Below are 16,226 nucleotides of genomic sequence, written 5' to 3'. Positions count from 1 at the left end.
ATGAGTCCAAAAATGCAGAACACAGTCCGTTTAACCCTGTCCTATGTCGCTATTGCAATCGCATGTGTGATCATCTTATATCCTGTCTTATGGATTATCGGCTCATCATTTAATCCGGGAGATAGCTTATCGGGTTCATCGATTATTCCAAAGGATGCAACACTTGAGCACTATAAGTCGTTATTTAATACGGCGGAAAGTGATTACCTTCTTTGGTATTGGAACACACTTAAGATTTGTATCATTACAATGGTACTTGCTGTAGCCATGATCTCTTGTATGGCTTATGCATTCTCTCGCTATCGTTTCGTAGGTCGTAAGAATGGTTTAATGACGTTCCTAATCCTGCAAATGATTCCTAACTTCGCAGCACTAATTGCTATTTATGTGCTTGCTTATGTTACTGGATTATTGGATACACACTTTGCTTTAATTCTTGTGTATGCAGGCGGCTTACTGCCGATGAATACATGGCTTGCAAAAGGGTACTTTGATACAATTCCGAAAGAGCTTGATGAATCAGCTCGAATTGATGGTGCGGGTCACTTCCGTATCTTCTGGCAGATCATCTTACCACTTGCAAAACCTATTCTTGCAGTAGTAGCGCTATTTAGCTTTATTACACCTTTTACAGACTTTATCCTTGCACAGGTTATTTTAAGAAGTGAAGATAAATTCACTCTTGCTGTAGGTTTGTATAAAATGATTTCCGATCAGTTCGGTAATGAATTCACAACGTTTGCTGCCGGATCTGTTCTTATCGCGATTCCAATTTCTATTCTTTTCTTATCGCTACAGCGCTTCTTTATTTCTGGCTTAACTGCTGGAGGAACGAAGGGATAAAATTTTGATGAATGGAGAAAGAAGATAAAGAGGGAAGCGACTCTTGTTACTTCTTTCTCCTTTTTATATGTTGGGTATGTTAATGAACAGTGTTGATTTTTGGCACATTTACGCCCTGTGGAATGAGCCAAAAATCGAGAAATCACCAATATGAGCTAACATAGCCTATATGTTATATCATTCTGAAATGAGATCGTTTACAATTAAACATTGTGGTTCATTATAGGGAAAGAGGCGCTCAGAGTTGTGTTAGAAAGGCTCTTTTCTAAAAGATTGTTGCTTTTGAAGATTTTTGTTATAGAAAACCACACTTAGTGATTGGAGCGGAAGGATGTTCGACTCCTGCGGGACTAGCGGGACAGGTGAGACCCCACAGGAGCGTAAGCGACGAGGAGGCTCAAGTGTCCCGCCCCGCGGAAAGCGAGCATCCTGGAGCGGAAATTAACCACTTATCTAAGTGTAACAATGCCTACGAAAAAAGACTTTAGAAACTATGACTTAAGACTGTTAATATGTTAGAGCATTAGAAAGTGTAAGATAGGAGGGGTCCAAATGGCGGTAACGATCAAAGACGTGGCAAAACTCGCAAATGTTGCACCCTCAACAGTATCTCGTGTTATTGCGAACAACCCACGTATTAGTGAACAAACAAAAAGACGTGTTAGAGAAGCGATGGAGTACCTTGGTTATCATCCGAACTATAATGCACGTAGTTTAGCGAATAAAAGCACACAAACAATAGGACTTGTTATGCCAAGTTCAGCTGATAAAGTTTTTCAAAACCCATTCTTTCCAGAAGTGCTTCGAGGCATTAGTACGAAAGCGCATGAGAAGGAATATACACTCTATATGTCAACAGGCTCAAAGGAGGAGGACATATTAGAAGGTGTCATGGGGATGGTGCATGGAAGACGAGTTGATGGAATTGTCATGCTTTACTCTCGAATCGACGATAAAATTATGACGTTTCTACAAGAACAAAATTTCCCTTTCACGGTGATTGGAAAGCCATTCGCTCTTCCAGATACCATCACACATGTAGATAACGATAATTACAGAGCTGCAAAAGATGTAACAGAGCATTTTATCGAGAAAGGACACGAGTGTATTGCATTCGTTGGAGGTAATTTAGATCTTGTTGTTACCGTTGACCGTTTAAGTGGGTATGAGAAAGCCCTTCGTGAAGCGGGGATTCCACATAATGATGATTATGTTGTGCATGTGGAGTTTCTTAAAGAAGGTGGACAAGAAGCTGTTATGGAATTGTTCTCACTGCCAAAACCACCCACTGCTCTTGTTGTTGTAGATGATTTAATGGCGCTTGGCATTATGAGTAAGCTTGATGAGATAGGGCTTTCGGTACCTGAAGATGTTTCGATCATTAGCTTTAACAATGTCATGTTAGCAGAATACGCAAGTCCTCCTCTCACATCTGTAGACATTAACATCTTTGAACTTGGGTATGAAGCAGTCAATTGTTTACTTGAGAAAATTGCAGATCCTGATGCAGAAAATAAACGGGTTTGTATTCCACACAAAGTAGTTGAACGATGGACAGTTAGAACGCAGACTGAAAATGGAATTGAGAACGTCAAATAGCCATCCTTAAGGTGGCTATTTGCTTATTCTGTTTTATTCTTACTTAGCCAATCAAGAATCGGTTTAAAAGGTTGTTCGTTACGTACTTCATTAATAGTTGAAAAAGGATCATCCTTACGATTCCTTATATCCTTCATCGTATAATCTCTAGGAGTTAGAGTAGAAGTGAGTTCTTGCCATTTGATTGGCGCTGCTATAAGACCTTCTTTGTTACCACGTGCTGAATATGGTGCGATAATTGTTTTTCCTGCTGCATGCTGCACATAGTCAATATAAAGTCGACCATTCCGTTTTTCTTTTAGTCGCTCAGTTGTAAAAGAGTCTGGATCTTTTTCTGTTAAATAGTTTGCAATGAAACGAGTGAATTTCTTTGTTTGATTATAGGTAAAGGTTTTGTGTGGAAGTGGTATGTGAATTTGGATGCCTTTATTTCCCGAAAGCTTAATAAACCCTATTATATGAAGTTGATCCAGAATGGTTTTTATTCGCTGAGCGGCTTTAATGGCTAAATGAAAGGCCTCTTTTGAAGGTGGATCGAGGTCGAAAACAATTTCCGACGGCTTATTAGTATCGTATGGTGAGAACGGAACATGAAACTCAATGGCAGCCTGGTTGCCAAGCCATAATAGCGTTTGAAGATCAGAACAAATGATTTGGTTATGGTCGTCATATTGAACAGTAGATATATATTCAGGCGCGTACTCAGGGCAATTTCGCTGGTAGAAAGCTTCTCCATCTATGCCGTCAGGAAAACGAATAACAGTTAACGGTTTATTGTGCAAGCAAGGAAGCATGAATGGCGCAATGTTGGATAGATAAGTAAGATACTCGGCTTTTGTAATAGATGGCCAGAGCAATTTATCTGGATTCGTTATTCCTACTTCTATGTCATTAACGATGATTGAATGGTGTCCCACGTACATACCTCCAAGGAAGTTTGGAAACAGAATTGCTTGAAACGAGGTTGTCTTAATTTCTCGTTATAGAGATCCAAAAAGACAAGCTCCAACACTATAGCAGGTTGAACATAAATAAAGCCATTTGCTTCTTTTATTTTATTGCGTTTGATTACCTGAAGTAACGCTTCTCTTTCTTCTGAAGAAAGACCGTGTGAGAAATGACCAACTTCATAAATTTCCCCTTCACGGTTAACGCCCGTATAGAAGTAACCATTTGTTTTTTCGTAGGCGTAAAGAAAGACATAGGCGCTTTTCCAGTTCTTTACCTTAAGCCAGTTGCTAGTTCTTTTTCCTTCTCTATATACGCTATGTACCTTTTTACAAACCACACCTTCACCATTGTGGTTTTTGACTAATTCAAAAAGGTCTTGGGCAGAAGGAGAAAAAGAAATCTCAATTAGAATGTCTTGATTAGGGATGTTTTTGAAAAGGCGACGCAGTTCATCCTTCCTAGTTACTAAAGGAGAGGCTGTTAGTGACACTTCGTCTTTCTTTAGCATATCAAAGCAAATGAATGAGAGGTTTTTTTCCTTGCGTTTATGCAGTGATTCGAAATCAGCTCTGTAGGTGTTACTTAGCATACAGATTTCCCCGTCTAAGATGCATGGATCGACTTTATGATTTAGGAGGAGAAGCGCTAACTTGTCATGTAATGGAGCGAAACGACTATTTAAATCATGGCCGTTCCGACTCGTTAGTGATAGAGTCTTTCCATCCCAAGCTAGGATCGAACGATAGCCATCGTATTTCACTTCATATATCCAATCATCATTAGTTGGAAATGAGTGAGAAAGCTTAGGGATCATAGGAAGCAAAGGCTTACTCATTTTGCGACTTTCTTCTTTTTAGGTGCTGCCTTTTTCTTTTTCTTCGGAGAAGCTTTCGGTGGAGAGGAATCGAGACTTGCTTGAAGCGCATCCATTAAATCAGCAACATTTTTCTTCGGTATTTCTTCAACGACTTTAATTTCATCTCCTGATATTTTACTTTCAATTAATGCAAGCATGGCTTCTCGTCGTTCATCTTTGTAGTTGGAAGGTTCAAATTCCGTCGTTAGCTGTTCAATTAACTGCCTTGCTAATTTCTTCTCTTTCTCGTTTACTTCAAGTTCCTCTGGGAGATCGGGAACATTGTCAATTGTTCTTACCTCATCTGGAAAATACATGGTTTCTAACATGAGACCTTTTTCATAGACCCGAACAGCGGCTAAGTGTTGTTTAGAACGAATCGTAATTTTGGCAATGCCAATCCTACCTGACTCTTCCATTGCTTGCTTAAGCAGCATATAAGGTTTACTTCCGTTATCGTTCGGACCAATAAAATAAGACTTATTAAAGTAAACTGGATCTACATCAGCTAGTTCAATAAAATCAACAATTTCAACAGACTTGCTTTTTTCATGAGCAAGAGCTTCTATTTCATCTTTTTCCATAATGACATATTTACCTTCTTCATATTCGTATCCACGTACAATTTCCTCAGATTCAATTTCACGATCACAATTAGGACACTGTTTCTCATACTTAATCGGAGTATGACAGTCTTGATGAAGATAACGCATTTTAATATCTTTATCTTCAGTAGCTGCATAAAGCTTAACCGGAATATTAACAAGCCCAAAACTAATCGCCCCTTTCCACATTGTATGCATTGATATCATCCTTTCTTTTTGGCTAAGTTAATGAACAGTGTTGATTTTTGGCTCATTCGAGTGAAACTGAGGTTTCACTCGAATGAGCCAAAAATCGAGAAGTCAACAATATGAGCTAACATAGCCTTCTTTTTAAGTTAGTTTCTCACTAGATCTGAATTCAATAACTGTCAGTCTCTTCCTGAGAATGGGTAATAACATAGAAAAAACCTCCTAGATAGGAGGTTTAGGTTGATAAAAACTGTCCGCCATTAATATGAATTGTCTGGCCTGTCATGTAAGAAGAATCATCAGATCCAAGCAGGACGTAGGCGGGTGCTAGTTCTTCAGGTTGTCCAGGTCGACCCATAGGCGTATTCGTTCCGAAATTCTTTACTTTATCGGCAGAGAACGTCGACGGAATAAGCGGAGTCCAAATTGGTCCTGGTGCAACGCTATTCACTCGGATACCTTTGCCAACAAGAGATTTCGCAAGACTTCTAGTAAATGCAGTAATGGCTCCTTTTGTGCTCGAATAATCGATTAACTGCTCATTTCCTTCATAACCTGTGACGGATGACGTGTTAATAATCGCACTTCCTTTTTTAAGATGTGGAAGGGCTGCTTTCGTTAAGTGGAACATCGAAAATACATTTGTGCGGAAGGTTTTTTCTAACTGTTCGGCGGTAATGTCCTCAATACCCTGCTGTGGATGTTGTTCGGCAGCGTTGTTAATAAGGATATCAAGCTGTCCGTAATGTTCCATGACCTGGTTAATCACGCTAGCACAAAATGCTTCGTCACCAATATCTCCTGATAAGAGAAGACATTCGCTTCCTTCAGATTCAATTTGATTCTTTGTATTTGTGGCATCATCATGCTCATCAAGATAAACGATTGCTAACTTCGCACCTTCTTTGGCATAAGCAATTGCTGCTGCTTCACCAATACCACTGTCACCTCCAGTGATGAGAGCTACTTTGTTCGTTAATTTGCCTGATCCTTTATAATCGTTGTTCTCTGTAATTGGATGAGGCGTCATTTCTTGTTCAGAACCAGGTTGATGGTTTTGGTGTTGTGCTGGTTGACCATCGGTTTGTCTATAATCTGGGCGCATTTAACTTGCTCCTTTCAAAATGGTATATATGAAAGGATTTACCAATTGGCCCTTGTTTCAAACATTATTTTTGTTAAGTTAATGATGACAGTTATGTTACATGATAAAATAAAGCCAAACCAATGTAGTTTGTGAGGCGGATGTCATGAGTAGTGATCGAGTTGATAATCAATTTAAAGAACACCTTGCAGTGTTTCTTGAATCAAGTCAGCCTATTATCTTGAATAAATGGTTAGCGATTGTAAGGCTTTCTCCGGACGATCCTTATTATAAGGAAGTAATAAAAAACGGGAAGAGAACGGTAGAACTTATTTCACGTTACATTCGCAATCCTGACGAGAACTGGATCCAGAAATTGACAAAGAAAATTGCGAAAGAACGTATTAATGCAAATGTTAATATTGGTGAATTTGTTGCAAATATTAACTCAGGTCGATCGGTAGTCATTTCTGTTCTAAAAGAATCTTCGTTTGATCGGAAAGAACTTTCAACGGCGCTTGAAATCATTAATAATTATTTTAATGCGTATTTATATCATTCGGTTACGGAGTACACCAAATTAAAAGATAGTATTATTCAAGATAAGAATAAATTTATCCAAGAAATGCACAGTGATCGTCTGACTATTCTTGGGCAGTTAGGCGCAAGTTTTGCCCATGAATTCAGAAATCCACTAACCTCTATCAAAGGATTTCTTAAACTTCTTGAAGACGATTATGAAGAGAGCAATAAAGTGCGAAAGCATTATTTTGAAATTCTTAATGGGGAAATGAAAAACCTGGAAGAAAAAGTTAGTCAATTCCTTTTTCTTTCGAAAATGCGAGCGATTGATGATAAGCCATTATCAATAAATTTAAGTGGACTCTTACGGTACACTATTGAGATTGTATACCCACGCCTCCTTGAATCTAAAATTGAAGTGGAAACTTCTATTGAGCCAGACATTCCTTTATTTGGAGTCGAGGAACAAATCAAGCAAGTTATTCTCAACATTATGATTAACTCGATTGAAGAATTGAGTGATAGTAGGCCGAAGAACAGAAAAATTATAATGAAAGCGAAAGAAAATCTCGGGAGAATTATAATTGAAATAACGAACAATGGACGACAAATTCCTTCTCATATTGTTGAAAGTATTTTCGAGCCGTTTATTAGTACAAAGAAGCTAGGAACGGGACTTGGTCTATCTGTTTGTAAACAAATTATTGAAAAGCACGAAGGCGTGATTTCAGTTCGGACGAATAGGAAAGAGACAACCTTTGTGATTGAACTTCCAATAATGGTTGACAAAGGTGTAAAAGAAGCGTAGCTTATTATGTATAATTAAGAATTTTAAAAATGCTTTTATATATCCACTAGGGGAGTCATATACGTGACTGAGACAGGAGTGCCTGGACCCTTTGAACCTGATCTGGTTAGCGCCAGCGGAGGAAAGTGGAGACGGGTGCACTTGTAGCCGCTCCATTTTTGGAGCGGCTTTTAATATGTTTATAACGTATGAAAAGCAGAGATGTTTAACCCATCTTACGTCTTCAGAAATGGTAGACATACAGCATCTTGGCTCCTTTCCTCTTCATCAGGCGGATGAAAAGCGGAGAGGAGTTTTTTATGTTATTTACTGAAAAATTACGTGAGGAAGCAGCACCCATTTTCGAGGCTATTTATGATCATCCATTTGTGAGAGGTCTTGCGAATGGGAAGTTGGAGAAGGAACAGCTTGTGCATTATGTGAAGCAGGATTTTGAGTATTTAAATACCTTTGTAAGAATTTATGGAGTTGCAATCTCAAAGTGTGAAACAAGAGAGGAAATGGCGTTATTTAATGAGCAAATTTCATTCGTGCTACACAGTGAGATTCATCCTCACAATAATTTATGTCGAGCAGCGGGAGTTTCATATGACGAGCTACAAGGTTATCCACTTGCACCTACAGCGCATCACTATACAAGACATATGTTGGATGCAGCTCATACGGGTACTCTTGGAGAGATCATTGCAGCACTGTTACCGTGCCCATGGACGTATCTAGAAATAGGTCAGCGATTAATGCATGAAGTTAATCCTAGTGAAGACCACCCTTTCTATGATTGGATTACTTTCTATGGACAGGAGTCGATGGAACCTGTAACAAATCAACTTCGCAGTATTCTTGACGAGTGGGCCAAAACGGCACCTGAGAAGGAACTGAAGCGAATAAGAGATTATTTTATTCTAAGCTGTCAATTGGAATACGGCTTCTGGGACATGGGATACAACGTTGAAGAATGGCCTGTTGCACTGCAGAAAGAGAAAAGAATATGAAGTTAAAACTCTCTGATATTTTAATTACGATCGTTATTGCCCTTGTATTTGGGATTATTTATAAGCTGTGGGGACCGGTATATAGTCTGTTTAAGCCATTTGGACTTCACATAGGAGATGTTATATACGGAATGTGGTTTATCGCTGGGACTGTAGCTATGCTCCTTCTCCGTAAACCGGGAGTTGCTTTATTAGCTGAAACCGCTGCAGCTTCTGGAGAATTTCTTGTAGGATCAGAATATGGGCTGTCTGTTTTGTTATATGGCATTATTCAAGGGCTAGGTACTGAATTGATGTTTGCGTTATTTGGCTATAAACGGTATACCGCATTTGTTGCGGCATTAGGTGGTATTGCTGCAGCAGTAGGGTCGCTTATCATGGATGCTGCTTACGGATATGTAATGGATCTTGCTTTATGGAATTTATTGCTCTTAATAGGTGCTCGGTTGATTGGTGGCTTTCTTATAGCGGGTCTTCTAGCTTACTTCCTTGTTGAAGCACTTGAAAAAACAGGTGTGACAAGTCTTATTAGACCAGCAAGTGATGAAGACTACAAAGCATTGGATCGATGAGGGGGAATGATATGAAGGTAGGAGTATCAAATCTTAGGTTGAAATTTGCGGGTGCCCCTTCATTGCAATTTGAGGATCTTTCTCTTCATGTAAAAGAAAGTGAGAAAATACTATTTCTAGGCCCTAGTGGTTGTGGGAAATCGACGTTATTACAAGTGTTGGCTGGATTAATTCCTAACGCAGTTCCTGTTCCGATGAAGGCAGATGATATGGTGATTTGTGAATCGACTGGTGTTGTATTTCAGGATCCCGATGCACAGTTTTGTATGCCGTATGTGGATGAGGAAATAGCGTTCGTGTTAGAAAACAGGGCCGTTCCGCAGCACGAAATGAATGACCTAATCCAGTATTATTTAGATAAAGTTGGTCTGTCTTTTCAAGATCCACACGTGGAAATTAGTACACTTTCACAAGGGATGAAACAGAGACTAGCGATTTCTTCTATGATTGCACTTGAACCAGAAGTGATTTTCTTAGACGAACCAACAGCTCTGTTAGATCCTGAAGGTACATCTGAAATTTGGTCTACAATTAAACAAATTGAAGCAAAGCAAACGATGATTATTGTTGAGCATAAAATTGATGAAGTAGTCGACTTTGTTGACCGCATCGTTTTATTTAATTCTGAAGGAAAGATTATTGCAGATTCCGATCCCAATACGGTGTTTTCGTTTTATAAACACAAAATCAGAGAGTTTGGTATTTGGTATCCTGAAGTGTGGGATGAGCATATAAAGGAAACTGATTTGCCAAAGGATATTGTGCGGGGGAAAGAGGTTCTGTCAGTCACTAATTTAAAAGGGTATAGGGGGAAGCATCCTAAGATTCAAGCACCAGAAATATCCGTTTGTGAAGGTGAATGGGTAGCCATTACTGGAAAAAATGGTGCAGGAAAAAGCTCTCTTCTATTAAGCTTGATGAATGTAATGAAAACGTCAGGCGAAATAAAGGTTTCAAACCAATTAATAAAAACGGTGCATGATGCACGAAGTCAACTGGCTTTTGTTTTTCAGAACCCTGAGTTTCAATTCATAACACATTCTGTTTACAAAGAGTTAGCTTATTCGTTAGAAATGATCAATGATCCAAACGTAGATGAAAAGGTGAACGGTTGGCTAACGTCTTATCAACTTGAGCATGTTAAATTGCTTCATCCTTATCAACTTTCAACTGGTCAAAAGCGACGATTAAGCGTAGGGACTGCTTTATTTGGTAGTCAGCCAGTATTACTTCTAGATGAACCAACATTTGGTCAGGATGCTCAAAATACGTTTAAATTACTTCAACTATTTGAGGAATTAAGGGCAAAAGGATTGATCATTATTATGGTGACGCATGATGAGAAGATTGTGAACAACTATGCAACGAGGCAATGGATTATTGAAAAAGGATTGCTCGTTGCTGATCGGAACTTGGAGCGAGTTGGAGAGGGAAAAGCGTATGCAATGGACTCTTAACTATGAAGAAACATGGGTTCATCGCTTAAATCCCGCGTTCAAGTTGGTTTTCTTTCTTTTGTTGTTTCTTTTGCTTCTCTTTATTCATAATCCAAATATAATTACAAATATAACGGTTGTGCCGCTCTTGCTTCTACTGTTCTCAACAGGACATCAAAAGAAGGTACTTCTGATTTTAATGCTGCCGTTTCTTCTCTTGTTCTTCTCCAGCGCTTCTAGCATGATGTTCTTTGGCCAGGGATCAACGACCTGGTGGAAGTGGGGACTGATTCATATAACGGAAGAAAGTTTTTATAGGGGCTTGCATATTGGTTTTCGTGCGTTAAATTTTGCTTTACTTGGGTTGCTGTTTGCTCTTACAACAAGACCTGTTTATCTTTTTTATTCTCTTATCCAGCAGCTTAAGGTACCTCCTCGTTTTGCATATAGTTTCATGGCTGCCGTTCGAATTCTTCCAGTTATGTTAGAAGAATTTCAGCAGCTAAGAGCTGCGCTACTTATAAGAGGAGTAAAGAAGAAGAAGGGCTATCGCCGCATCACACAGACGATTACGTTGTATGCTGTACCGCTTTTATCGCAAAGTATTAGAAGAGCGCACCGCATTGCCGTTGCTATGGAAGCGAAGCGGTTTAATAACAATAAGCGTACCTATTACTACAAGCCAACATTCTCGAAATTCGACTTGCTTTTCCTGCTTTACACAACAATTGGCTTTGGAGTTGCTTTTTGGGTGGGGGATACCTTTCCTTATTTTGATAGTACAGATGTAAGACAGAAATAAACCGGCTCACTATGAGCCGGTTTATTTCTTGGATAAGGAGTCTATAGATGATCTGTGTCTTTTGAATATTGGTGCTTGCCGCCTTCACGATTCTCTTCTTTCAACCTGTTTTTCAACATTCGTTTTGCATTCGCATCAACAGGCTTCTTGTTGTTATCTTTCGTTGTTGACATCGATAGGCCTCCCTTTTAGGAAATAATCGTAACGCACACTTAGGTTTTACGATTATGTGAGATCCTATGTAGAGGCTATTTATTTAGAAAGAATAAGGCAAGAGTGCCAGGTCCTGAATGAGAACCGATCGTTGCCCCAACTTCATGGATGACAAAGCGTTCACTTCCAAATGCTTCTTGGATTGCGCTCTTAAGCTTTTCAGCGCTTTCAAGGTCGTCTCCATGAGTAATGCCAATAAGCTGAGACTGTAGGTTAACACCACGTTCTTTCATAATATCGACCATTCGTTTCACCACTTTGTTTTTACCACGAATTTTTTCTATTGGCACAAGTTTCCCGTCTTCAACATGAAGAACTGGTTTGATTTTAAGCATTCCGCCAACGAAAGCAGAGGCTCTGCTAACCCTTCCGCCTCGTTGAAGAAATTCTAGGTCATCAACAGTGAAAATATGTTCCATGTGCGTGAGGTAAGTGGTAGATAAGTGCTGTTTGATTTCGTCAGCTGTTTTACCATTGGAAGCAAGCTCAGCTGCAGAAATAGCCATGAGACCATAGCCAAGTGAAGCCGCTTTTGAGTCTATGACTTCCATTTGTACGTTAGGGAATTCTTCCTGCACTTCATTTTTAATAATAGAGGCTGACTGATAAGTGCCTGATATCCCCGAGGATAGGGCAATATAAATAAAAGGTTGTCCTTGCTCAGCATATTTAACAAAAGTTTCTTTCATCCTTGCTGGAGGAATTTGCGATGTTTTTGCCATTTCCCCTTCTCTAAGAGCTTTATATAATTCTTTGGCATGAATGTCTTCGCGGTCATAAAACTCGTCATTTCCCATAATCACCACGAGGGGCATGATATCAATATCGTACTTTGTAATTAGCTCATCGGGAAGATCTGACGCGCTATCGGTAATTATTTTCACATTCACGGACAATCGTCCTTTCATTATGGATTATGTACTTATGTAGAAGGCTTATGTTACTTTAAAGTTTATCCCGTACCTGTCGTAAAATCAATGCTATTGGTTGGTTTAAATAGAAAACAGTTGACGTAGAAGATTTAGTTTGTTTAGATAAACATGGTTTAGTAGAGAGTTTCTGTTCGACCAACATCGTATGAATCAACTTTTGATACATATGAATCGTATTTGAACTTATATTTAGTAAACGAGTTAAAGCTCCGTTTCGTAAAAGAGGGTGTTACTATTGGAAGAAGTGAAAAAAATTATTGTTATTCTCTTAGGTGCAATACTTGGAGCTGTTTCTCTAAATTTATTCTTAATCCCTGCAAATGTATATGCTAGTGGATTTACCGGAATTGCACAGCTTCTATCGAGCGTATTAGGAGATTACACGCCAATCAATATTTCAACGGGTATCTTACTATTTCTACTCAATATCCCAGTTGCCGTACTTGGTTGGAAAAAGGTAGGGAAAGGGTTCACGTTATATAGTGTCATCAGTGTTGCTGCGACAACGTTCTTTCTTGAAGTTATTCCCGTTCAAGCATTATCAGAAGACATTCTCCTTAATGCTGTATTCGGTGGTGTTATTGCAGCAATTGGAATTGGATTCACCTTAAAATGGGGTGCTTCTACTGGAGGAATGGACATCGTCGCAATGATTCTCTCAAGAATGAAAGACCGTCCGATTGGTACTTATTTCTTTAGTTTAAATGCGTTAATTATCTTAACCGCTGGAATGCTTTACGGTTGGGAAAAAGCGCTATATACCCTCGTGACGCTATACGTTTCATCACGAGTCATTGACGTCATTCACACTCGACACGAAAAACTTACAGCAATGATTGTTACGGCTAAAGGGGACGAGCTGCAAAAAGCCATTCACGATCGTCTAGTCCGAGGTATCACCAAGCTACCAGCTAAAGGAGCTTATAGAGGTGAAGACAAAGAAATGCTCATGATCGTCGTCACTCGCTATGAACTATACGACTTAGAACATATCATTCAAGACATCGACCCAACAGCCTTCACAAACATTGTAAACACAACAGGAATCTTCGGCTTCTTCAGAACGGAATAGGTCAAGATACTTAAATCAACCTCATCACTACATAAAAAAAGTTCCCAACTGGGAACTTTTTTTATGTGTTTACCTTTATGCGTTATTTGAGATTGTTTCTTTCACTTCTGGAAGCAAGCTATCCCAATCTGCCTCAGGCATTTTGTTAATTGTAATAAAGTCCTGATAACCAAATACGTTATCAACTCCATCTAATTTTAGAAGAGCTGCTGCCATTGGGTGCTCAGGGTTATCATTCTTTTTGAAAGAATGACTAGAAGTACCTTCAAATAATTGCTGATCAGCAGTTATTTTGATTGCGTTAGGGTTCGGTGTACGATCTACGCGTAATTCAATTGCCATGTCTTGAACGCCTCCTTTCTCTACCTTACTTAGTGTATCAGAAACATCTTAATCAGAAAACGATCTTAAGAAGAGAAGGTGAAACCGTATCGCTTTGAGACGATGTCATGAAAGCCTAGTGAATTATATAGATGCTTAGTTACAGCGTTATTAATTCCAGTCTCGAGTTCAATTCCTTTAATACCTTCATTTTCAGCCCAATAAATGACGTGAAGTAAAAGCTTTCGGCCGATCCCTCTGTTTCGTGTATCAGGATCAACATACAATTCATTTAGCCATAAGTATGGTCCGCCGCTTGTAAGACTAACACCTATGTTGAAGAATGCCACTCCAAATACTTCATCATCAGTTTCTGCAACAACAATGCGAGAAGCTGATTGTTCATCAAGAGCAAGTTTAATGCCTTTGACAAGTTTGTCGTAGCTACCATCGTGTTCTGAACGTGTAATCTGCTTCATTAATAACTTCGATACGTTCGCAATCATTTCTTCGCTTGTTTGGCTTGATAGCTGGTAAACATTCATTACCGTTCCACCTCCGTCATACTGTTTCGACTTTATCGATCATAATCCCTGTTAGTAAGTCTTGAATAATAAATTTAAATAATTTCTAGAAATTTGAAACATTCAGCTATTTCCAATCGTCTATAAGAGTAGGAAGGAGCTGATCAAGTGAATCTTCTCTTTTCATGGAGTTCAGGGAAAGATAGTGCACTTGCCTTGTACGATTGTATTCAGAATTCAGATGTTCAGGTGAAAGGACTGTGGACAACGTTTAATGAAGAGCGTGAGTACATTTCCTATCACGGTGTAAGTAAAGGGTTACTTAACAAACAGGCAGCTTCACTAGGACTGCCAATTTCGATTACAAATTTACCAGATAACTGTTCGAATAAGCAATACGAAGCACTCATTAACGATCAATATGACTATTTTCTCCAAAAAAATGTAGATGCGATTGGTTTTGCTGACTTGTACTTAGAAGATATTCGTCAATATAGAGAAGAACAGCTTAATCTTAAAGGGCTAGAGGGTGTATTCCCTTTATGGAGAAAGTCAACCTTACATACAGCAAAGCGATTTATCTCCAAAGGCTTTAAAGCCGTTATCACAACTGTAGATCAAACTAAAATTGATGATAAATGGATTGGGAAAGAATTCAACAAGGAGTTTCTTGCGAATCTTTCGCAAAATGTTGATCCTTGCGGTGAGAACGGAGAATTTCATACATTCGTTTTTGATGGCCCGATCTTTCAGCGAGAAGTGGATTATACAGTAACGGATAAGGTTATAGAGGGACAATACATAACGGCATTACTAACATGAAATAACTGTTAGCAGAAACGGAATAAAGGGGGAGGGCAATGAATGCCAGTTTTAGTTTGTTTTGGGGATTGTTTAACTGCAAGAGAAGTAGACGACAAAGGTAACGAGCGATTAACATCTCGGATTCGTGGTGCGCTTGATGAGTGGATTGTCATTAACGCTGGGTCATCACCTACTTCTAGAGACGGGGTTTCGAGGTTTCAATCTGATGTTCTTAGCTACCAACCTGATTATGTAACGATCTTCTTTGGAACACAGGAAGCGTGCCTAGATTATAGTTCTGATCTTAGTGAATTTGAGAGAAATATTGGTTATATGGTGAACAATCTTCCTCCAGAACGAGTCATTCTTATTTCTCCTTCACCCGTAATGAATGAAGAGAATACGAATGTAACCAATCGTAAAATAGAGGGCTATGCTGAACGAATCAAGCAGCTCGCTGAGAGGTTTGGAACCCGTCATATTGATTTATGGCAGCTCGTTCATGAACATAGAAGAAATAGTTCGCTTTATGAGAAGGATGGAGTCCAACTAAGTGGGAAAGGGTATAAGCTCATAACGAAAGAAGTTCTCCAATCCCTTGGACGAAGAAGAAAATTTAAACCAAGTATTAAGTTGTTCTAATAAAGGAACCTGGACGGTGTCCAGGTTCCTTTATGATGAAAATTAAAAGGGTTTGTTTGACGATTCATGGCTTAATTCTTGAATGGTTTGTTGATAAGAAGTGAGTTGTTCTTTTTCAGCACTCGTCGATTGATGGAATGCTGCAGAGAGATTATTCGTAGCAATTTCAATTTGATTCTGTAAATCTGTTTGTCCACTAGCAGCCATTTGCTGTGCTTTTTCCACAGCTTCTCGAGCAAGTTGAAAATGACGGTTGGCCATTTTTATTCACCACCAGACAAATTTTCTTGTTGTTGTTGCTTGCGCTGCTGATTGCTTAGGCTTGTAAGATCATGCTGGTCCATGTTTCGAACAGCTCGATCAGCACCTTCTTTAACCATACGCTTTGTTTTACTATTCTTAGCCATGATCATTCCCTCCCTTTAAGATTAGGATGAGTTCATGGTACGTATATTATGC

At 39.1% G+C, this 16,226-nt stretch carries 20 protein-coding genes and 1 riboswitch; of the genes, 10 read left to right on the top strand and 10 right to left on the bottom strand.

What is annotated here, in order from left to right:
- Positions 1-843 (top strand): sugar ABC transporter permease, encoded by an 843-nt coding sequence (locus tag AB986_RS06715; protein ID WP_048310110.1) that lies wholly within the window; start codon positions 1-3, stop codon positions 841-843.
- Positions 844-1,395: 552 nt separating this feature from the next.
- The gene (locus AB986_RS06710) at positions 1,396-2,442 is read left to right on the top strand and encodes a LacI family DNA-binding transcriptional regulator (RefSeq protein ID WP_048310109.1); all 1,047 of its coding nucleotides are present in this window, start codon (positions 1,396-1,398) and stop codon (positions 2,440-2,442) included.
- 23 nt (positions 2,443-2,465) lie between these two features.
- Here the strand turns inward: AB986_RS06710 and ligD (AB986_RS21095) are convergent, their stop codons facing one another.
- From ligD (AB986_RS21095) to AB986_RS06695, 4 genes are all read right to left on the bottom strand, one after another.
- The gene (gene ligD / locus AB986_RS21095) at positions 2,466-3,359 is read right to left on the bottom strand and encodes a non-homologous end-joining DNA ligase (RefSeq protein WP_053216058.1); all 894 of its coding nucleotides are present in this window, start codon (positions 3,357-3,359) and stop codon (positions 2,466-2,468) included.
- Complete coding sequence (gene ligD, locus AB986_RS21090; protein ID WP_053216057.1) at positions 3,326-4,228, bottom strand: non-homologous end-joining DNA ligase; 903 nt, start codon at positions 4,226-4,228, stop codon at positions 3,326-3,328. The genes ligD (AB986_RS21095) and ligD (AB986_RS21090) overlap by 34 nt, the downstream gene beginning before the upstream one ends.
- Positions 4,225-5,052 carry a non-homologous end joining protein Ku gene (gene ku, locus AB986_RS06700; RefSeq protein ID WP_048310108.1) on the bottom strand — a complete coding sequence of 276 codons (828 nt, stop codon included), beginning with the start codon at positions 5,050-5,052 and terminating at the stop codon, positions 4,225-4,227. Before ku ends, ligD (AB986_RS21090) begins: the two co-directional genes overlap by 4 nt.
- Positions 5,053-5,278: 226 nt before the next feature.
- On the bottom strand, positions 5,279-6,148 hold the full coding sequence (locus AB986_RS06695) for an SDR family oxidoreductase (RefSeq protein WP_048310107.1): 870 nt from the start codon (positions 6,146-6,148) through the stop codon (positions 5,279-5,281).
- 145 nt (positions 6,149-6,293) lie between these two features.
- On the opposite strand from AB986_RS06695, the gene AB986_RS06690 reads away from it, so the two are divergent.
- From AB986_RS06690 to AB986_RS06665, 5 genes are all read left to right on the top strand, one after another.
- A complete protein-coding gene (locus tag AB986_RS06690; protein ID WP_048310106.1) occupies positions 6,294-7,457 on the top strand; it encodes a histidine kinase N-terminal domain-containing protein in 1,164 nt (387 codons plus the stop codon).
- Between the two features lie 38 nt (positions 7,458-7,495).
- A riboswitch (TPP riboswitch) is annotated at positions 7,496-7,598 on the top strand.
- Positions 7,599-7,756: 158 nt separating this feature from the next.
- A complete protein-coding gene (gene tenA, locus AB986_RS06680) occupies positions 7,757-8,449 on the top strand; it encodes a thiaminase II (RefSeq protein ID WP_048310104.1) in 693 nt (230 codons plus the stop codon).
- The gene (locus AB986_RS06675) at positions 8,446-9,021 is read left to right on the top strand and encodes an ECF transporter S component (RefSeq protein ID WP_048310103.1); all 576 of its coding nucleotides are present in this window, start codon (positions 8,446-8,448) and stop codon (positions 9,019-9,021) included. The genes tenA and AB986_RS06675 overlap by 4 nt, the downstream gene beginning before the upstream one ends.
- 11 nt (positions 9,022-9,032) lie before the next feature.
- Complete coding sequence (locus tag AB986_RS06670) at positions 9,033-10,478, top strand: ABC transporter ATP-binding protein (protein WP_048310101.1); 1,446 nt, start codon at positions 9,033-9,035, stop codon at positions 10,476-10,478.
- Positions 10,462-11,259 (top strand): energy-coupling factor transporter transmembrane component T family protein, encoded by a 798-nt coding sequence (locus AB986_RS06665; RefSeq protein WP_048310100.1) that lies wholly within the window; start codon positions 10,462-10,464, stop codon positions 11,257-11,259. The genes AB986_RS06670 and AB986_RS06665 overlap by 17 nt, the downstream gene beginning before the upstream one ends.
- A 41-nt stretch (positions 11,260-11,300) precedes the next feature.
- Here AB986_RS06665 and AB986_RS21505 read toward each other — a convergent pair whose 3' ends face one another.
- Together AB986_RS21505 and AB986_RS06660 are read right to left on the bottom strand one after the other, a co-directional pair.
- Positions 11,301-11,432 carry a DUF3941 domain-containing protein gene (locus AB986_RS21505; protein WP_084006424.1) on the bottom strand — a complete coding sequence of 44 codons (132 nt, stop codon included), beginning with the start codon at positions 11,430-11,432 and terminating at the stop codon, positions 11,301-11,303.
- Between the two features lie 75 nt (positions 11,433-11,507).
- Positions 11,508-12,362, bottom strand: a complete 855-nt coding sequence (locus AB986_RS06660; RefSeq protein WP_048310098.1) for a DegV family protein — start codon at positions 12,360-12,362, stop codon at positions 11,508-11,510.
- 277 nt (positions 12,363-12,639) lie between these two features.
- Between AB986_RS06660 and AB986_RS06655 the strand changes: the two genes are divergently transcribed.
- Positions 12,640-13,476, top strand: a complete 837-nt coding sequence (locus AB986_RS06655) for a YitT family protein (protein ID WP_369810540.1) — start codon at positions 12,640-12,642, stop codon at positions 13,474-13,476.
- Positions 13,477-13,551: 75 nt separating this feature from the next.
- On the opposite strand, the gene AB986_RS06650 is transcribed toward AB986_RS06655, so the two are convergent.
- Positions 13,552-13,818: a NifU N-terminal domain-containing protein gene (locus AB986_RS06650; protein ID WP_048310096.1), complete on the bottom strand. Its 267-nt coding sequence runs from the start codon at positions 13,816-13,818 to the stop codon at positions 13,552-13,554.
- A gap of 65 nt (positions 13,819-13,883) precedes the next feature.
- On the bottom strand, positions 13,884-14,342 hold the full coding sequence (locus tag AB986_RS06645; protein ID WP_048310094.1) for a GNAT family N-acetyltransferase: 459 nt from the start codon (positions 14,340-14,342) through the stop codon (positions 13,884-13,886).
- Positions 14,343-14,489: 147 nt separating this feature from the next.
- On the opposite strand from AB986_RS06645, the gene AB986_RS06640 reads away from it, so the two are divergent.
- On the top strand, positions 14,490-15,143 hold the full coding sequence (locus AB986_RS06640) for a Dph6-related ATP pyrophosphatase (RefSeq protein ID WP_048310092.1): 654 nt from the start codon (positions 14,490-14,492) through the stop codon (positions 15,141-15,143).
- Between the two features lie 42 nt (positions 15,144-15,185).
- Positions 15,186-15,767 carry an SGNH/GDSL hydrolase family protein gene (locus tag AB986_RS06635; protein ID WP_048310091.1) on the top strand — a complete coding sequence of 194 codons (582 nt, stop codon included), beginning with the start codon at positions 15,186-15,188 and terminating at the stop codon, positions 15,765-15,767.
- A 42-nt stretch (positions 15,768-15,809) separates the two neighbouring features.
- Here the strand turns inward: AB986_RS06635 and AB986_RS06630 are convergent, their stop codons facing one another.
- On the bottom strand, positions 15,810-16,028 hold the full coding sequence (locus tag AB986_RS06630) for a DUF3813 domain-containing protein (RefSeq protein ID WP_048310090.1): 219 nt from the start codon (positions 16,026-16,028) through the stop codon (positions 15,810-15,812).
- A 2-nt stretch (positions 16,029-16,030) separates the two neighbouring features.
- The gene (locus AB986_RS22290; protein ID WP_161797343.1) at positions 16,031-16,174 is read right to left on the bottom strand and encodes a hypothetical protein; all 144 of its coding nucleotides are present in this window, start codon (positions 16,172-16,174) and stop codon (positions 16,031-16,033) included.
- Between the last annotated feature and the right edge of the window lie 52 nt (positions 16,175-16,226).

The organism is Guptibacillus hwajinpoensis (assembly GCF_001039475.1).
Taxonomy (GTDB): domain Bacteria; phylum Bacillota; class Bacilli; order Bacillales; family Guptibacillaceae; genus Guptibacillus; species Guptibacillus hwajinpoensis.
Note: the sequence above shows the minus strand (reverse complement) of the source record. Positions and strands in the feature narration are given on the sequence as shown.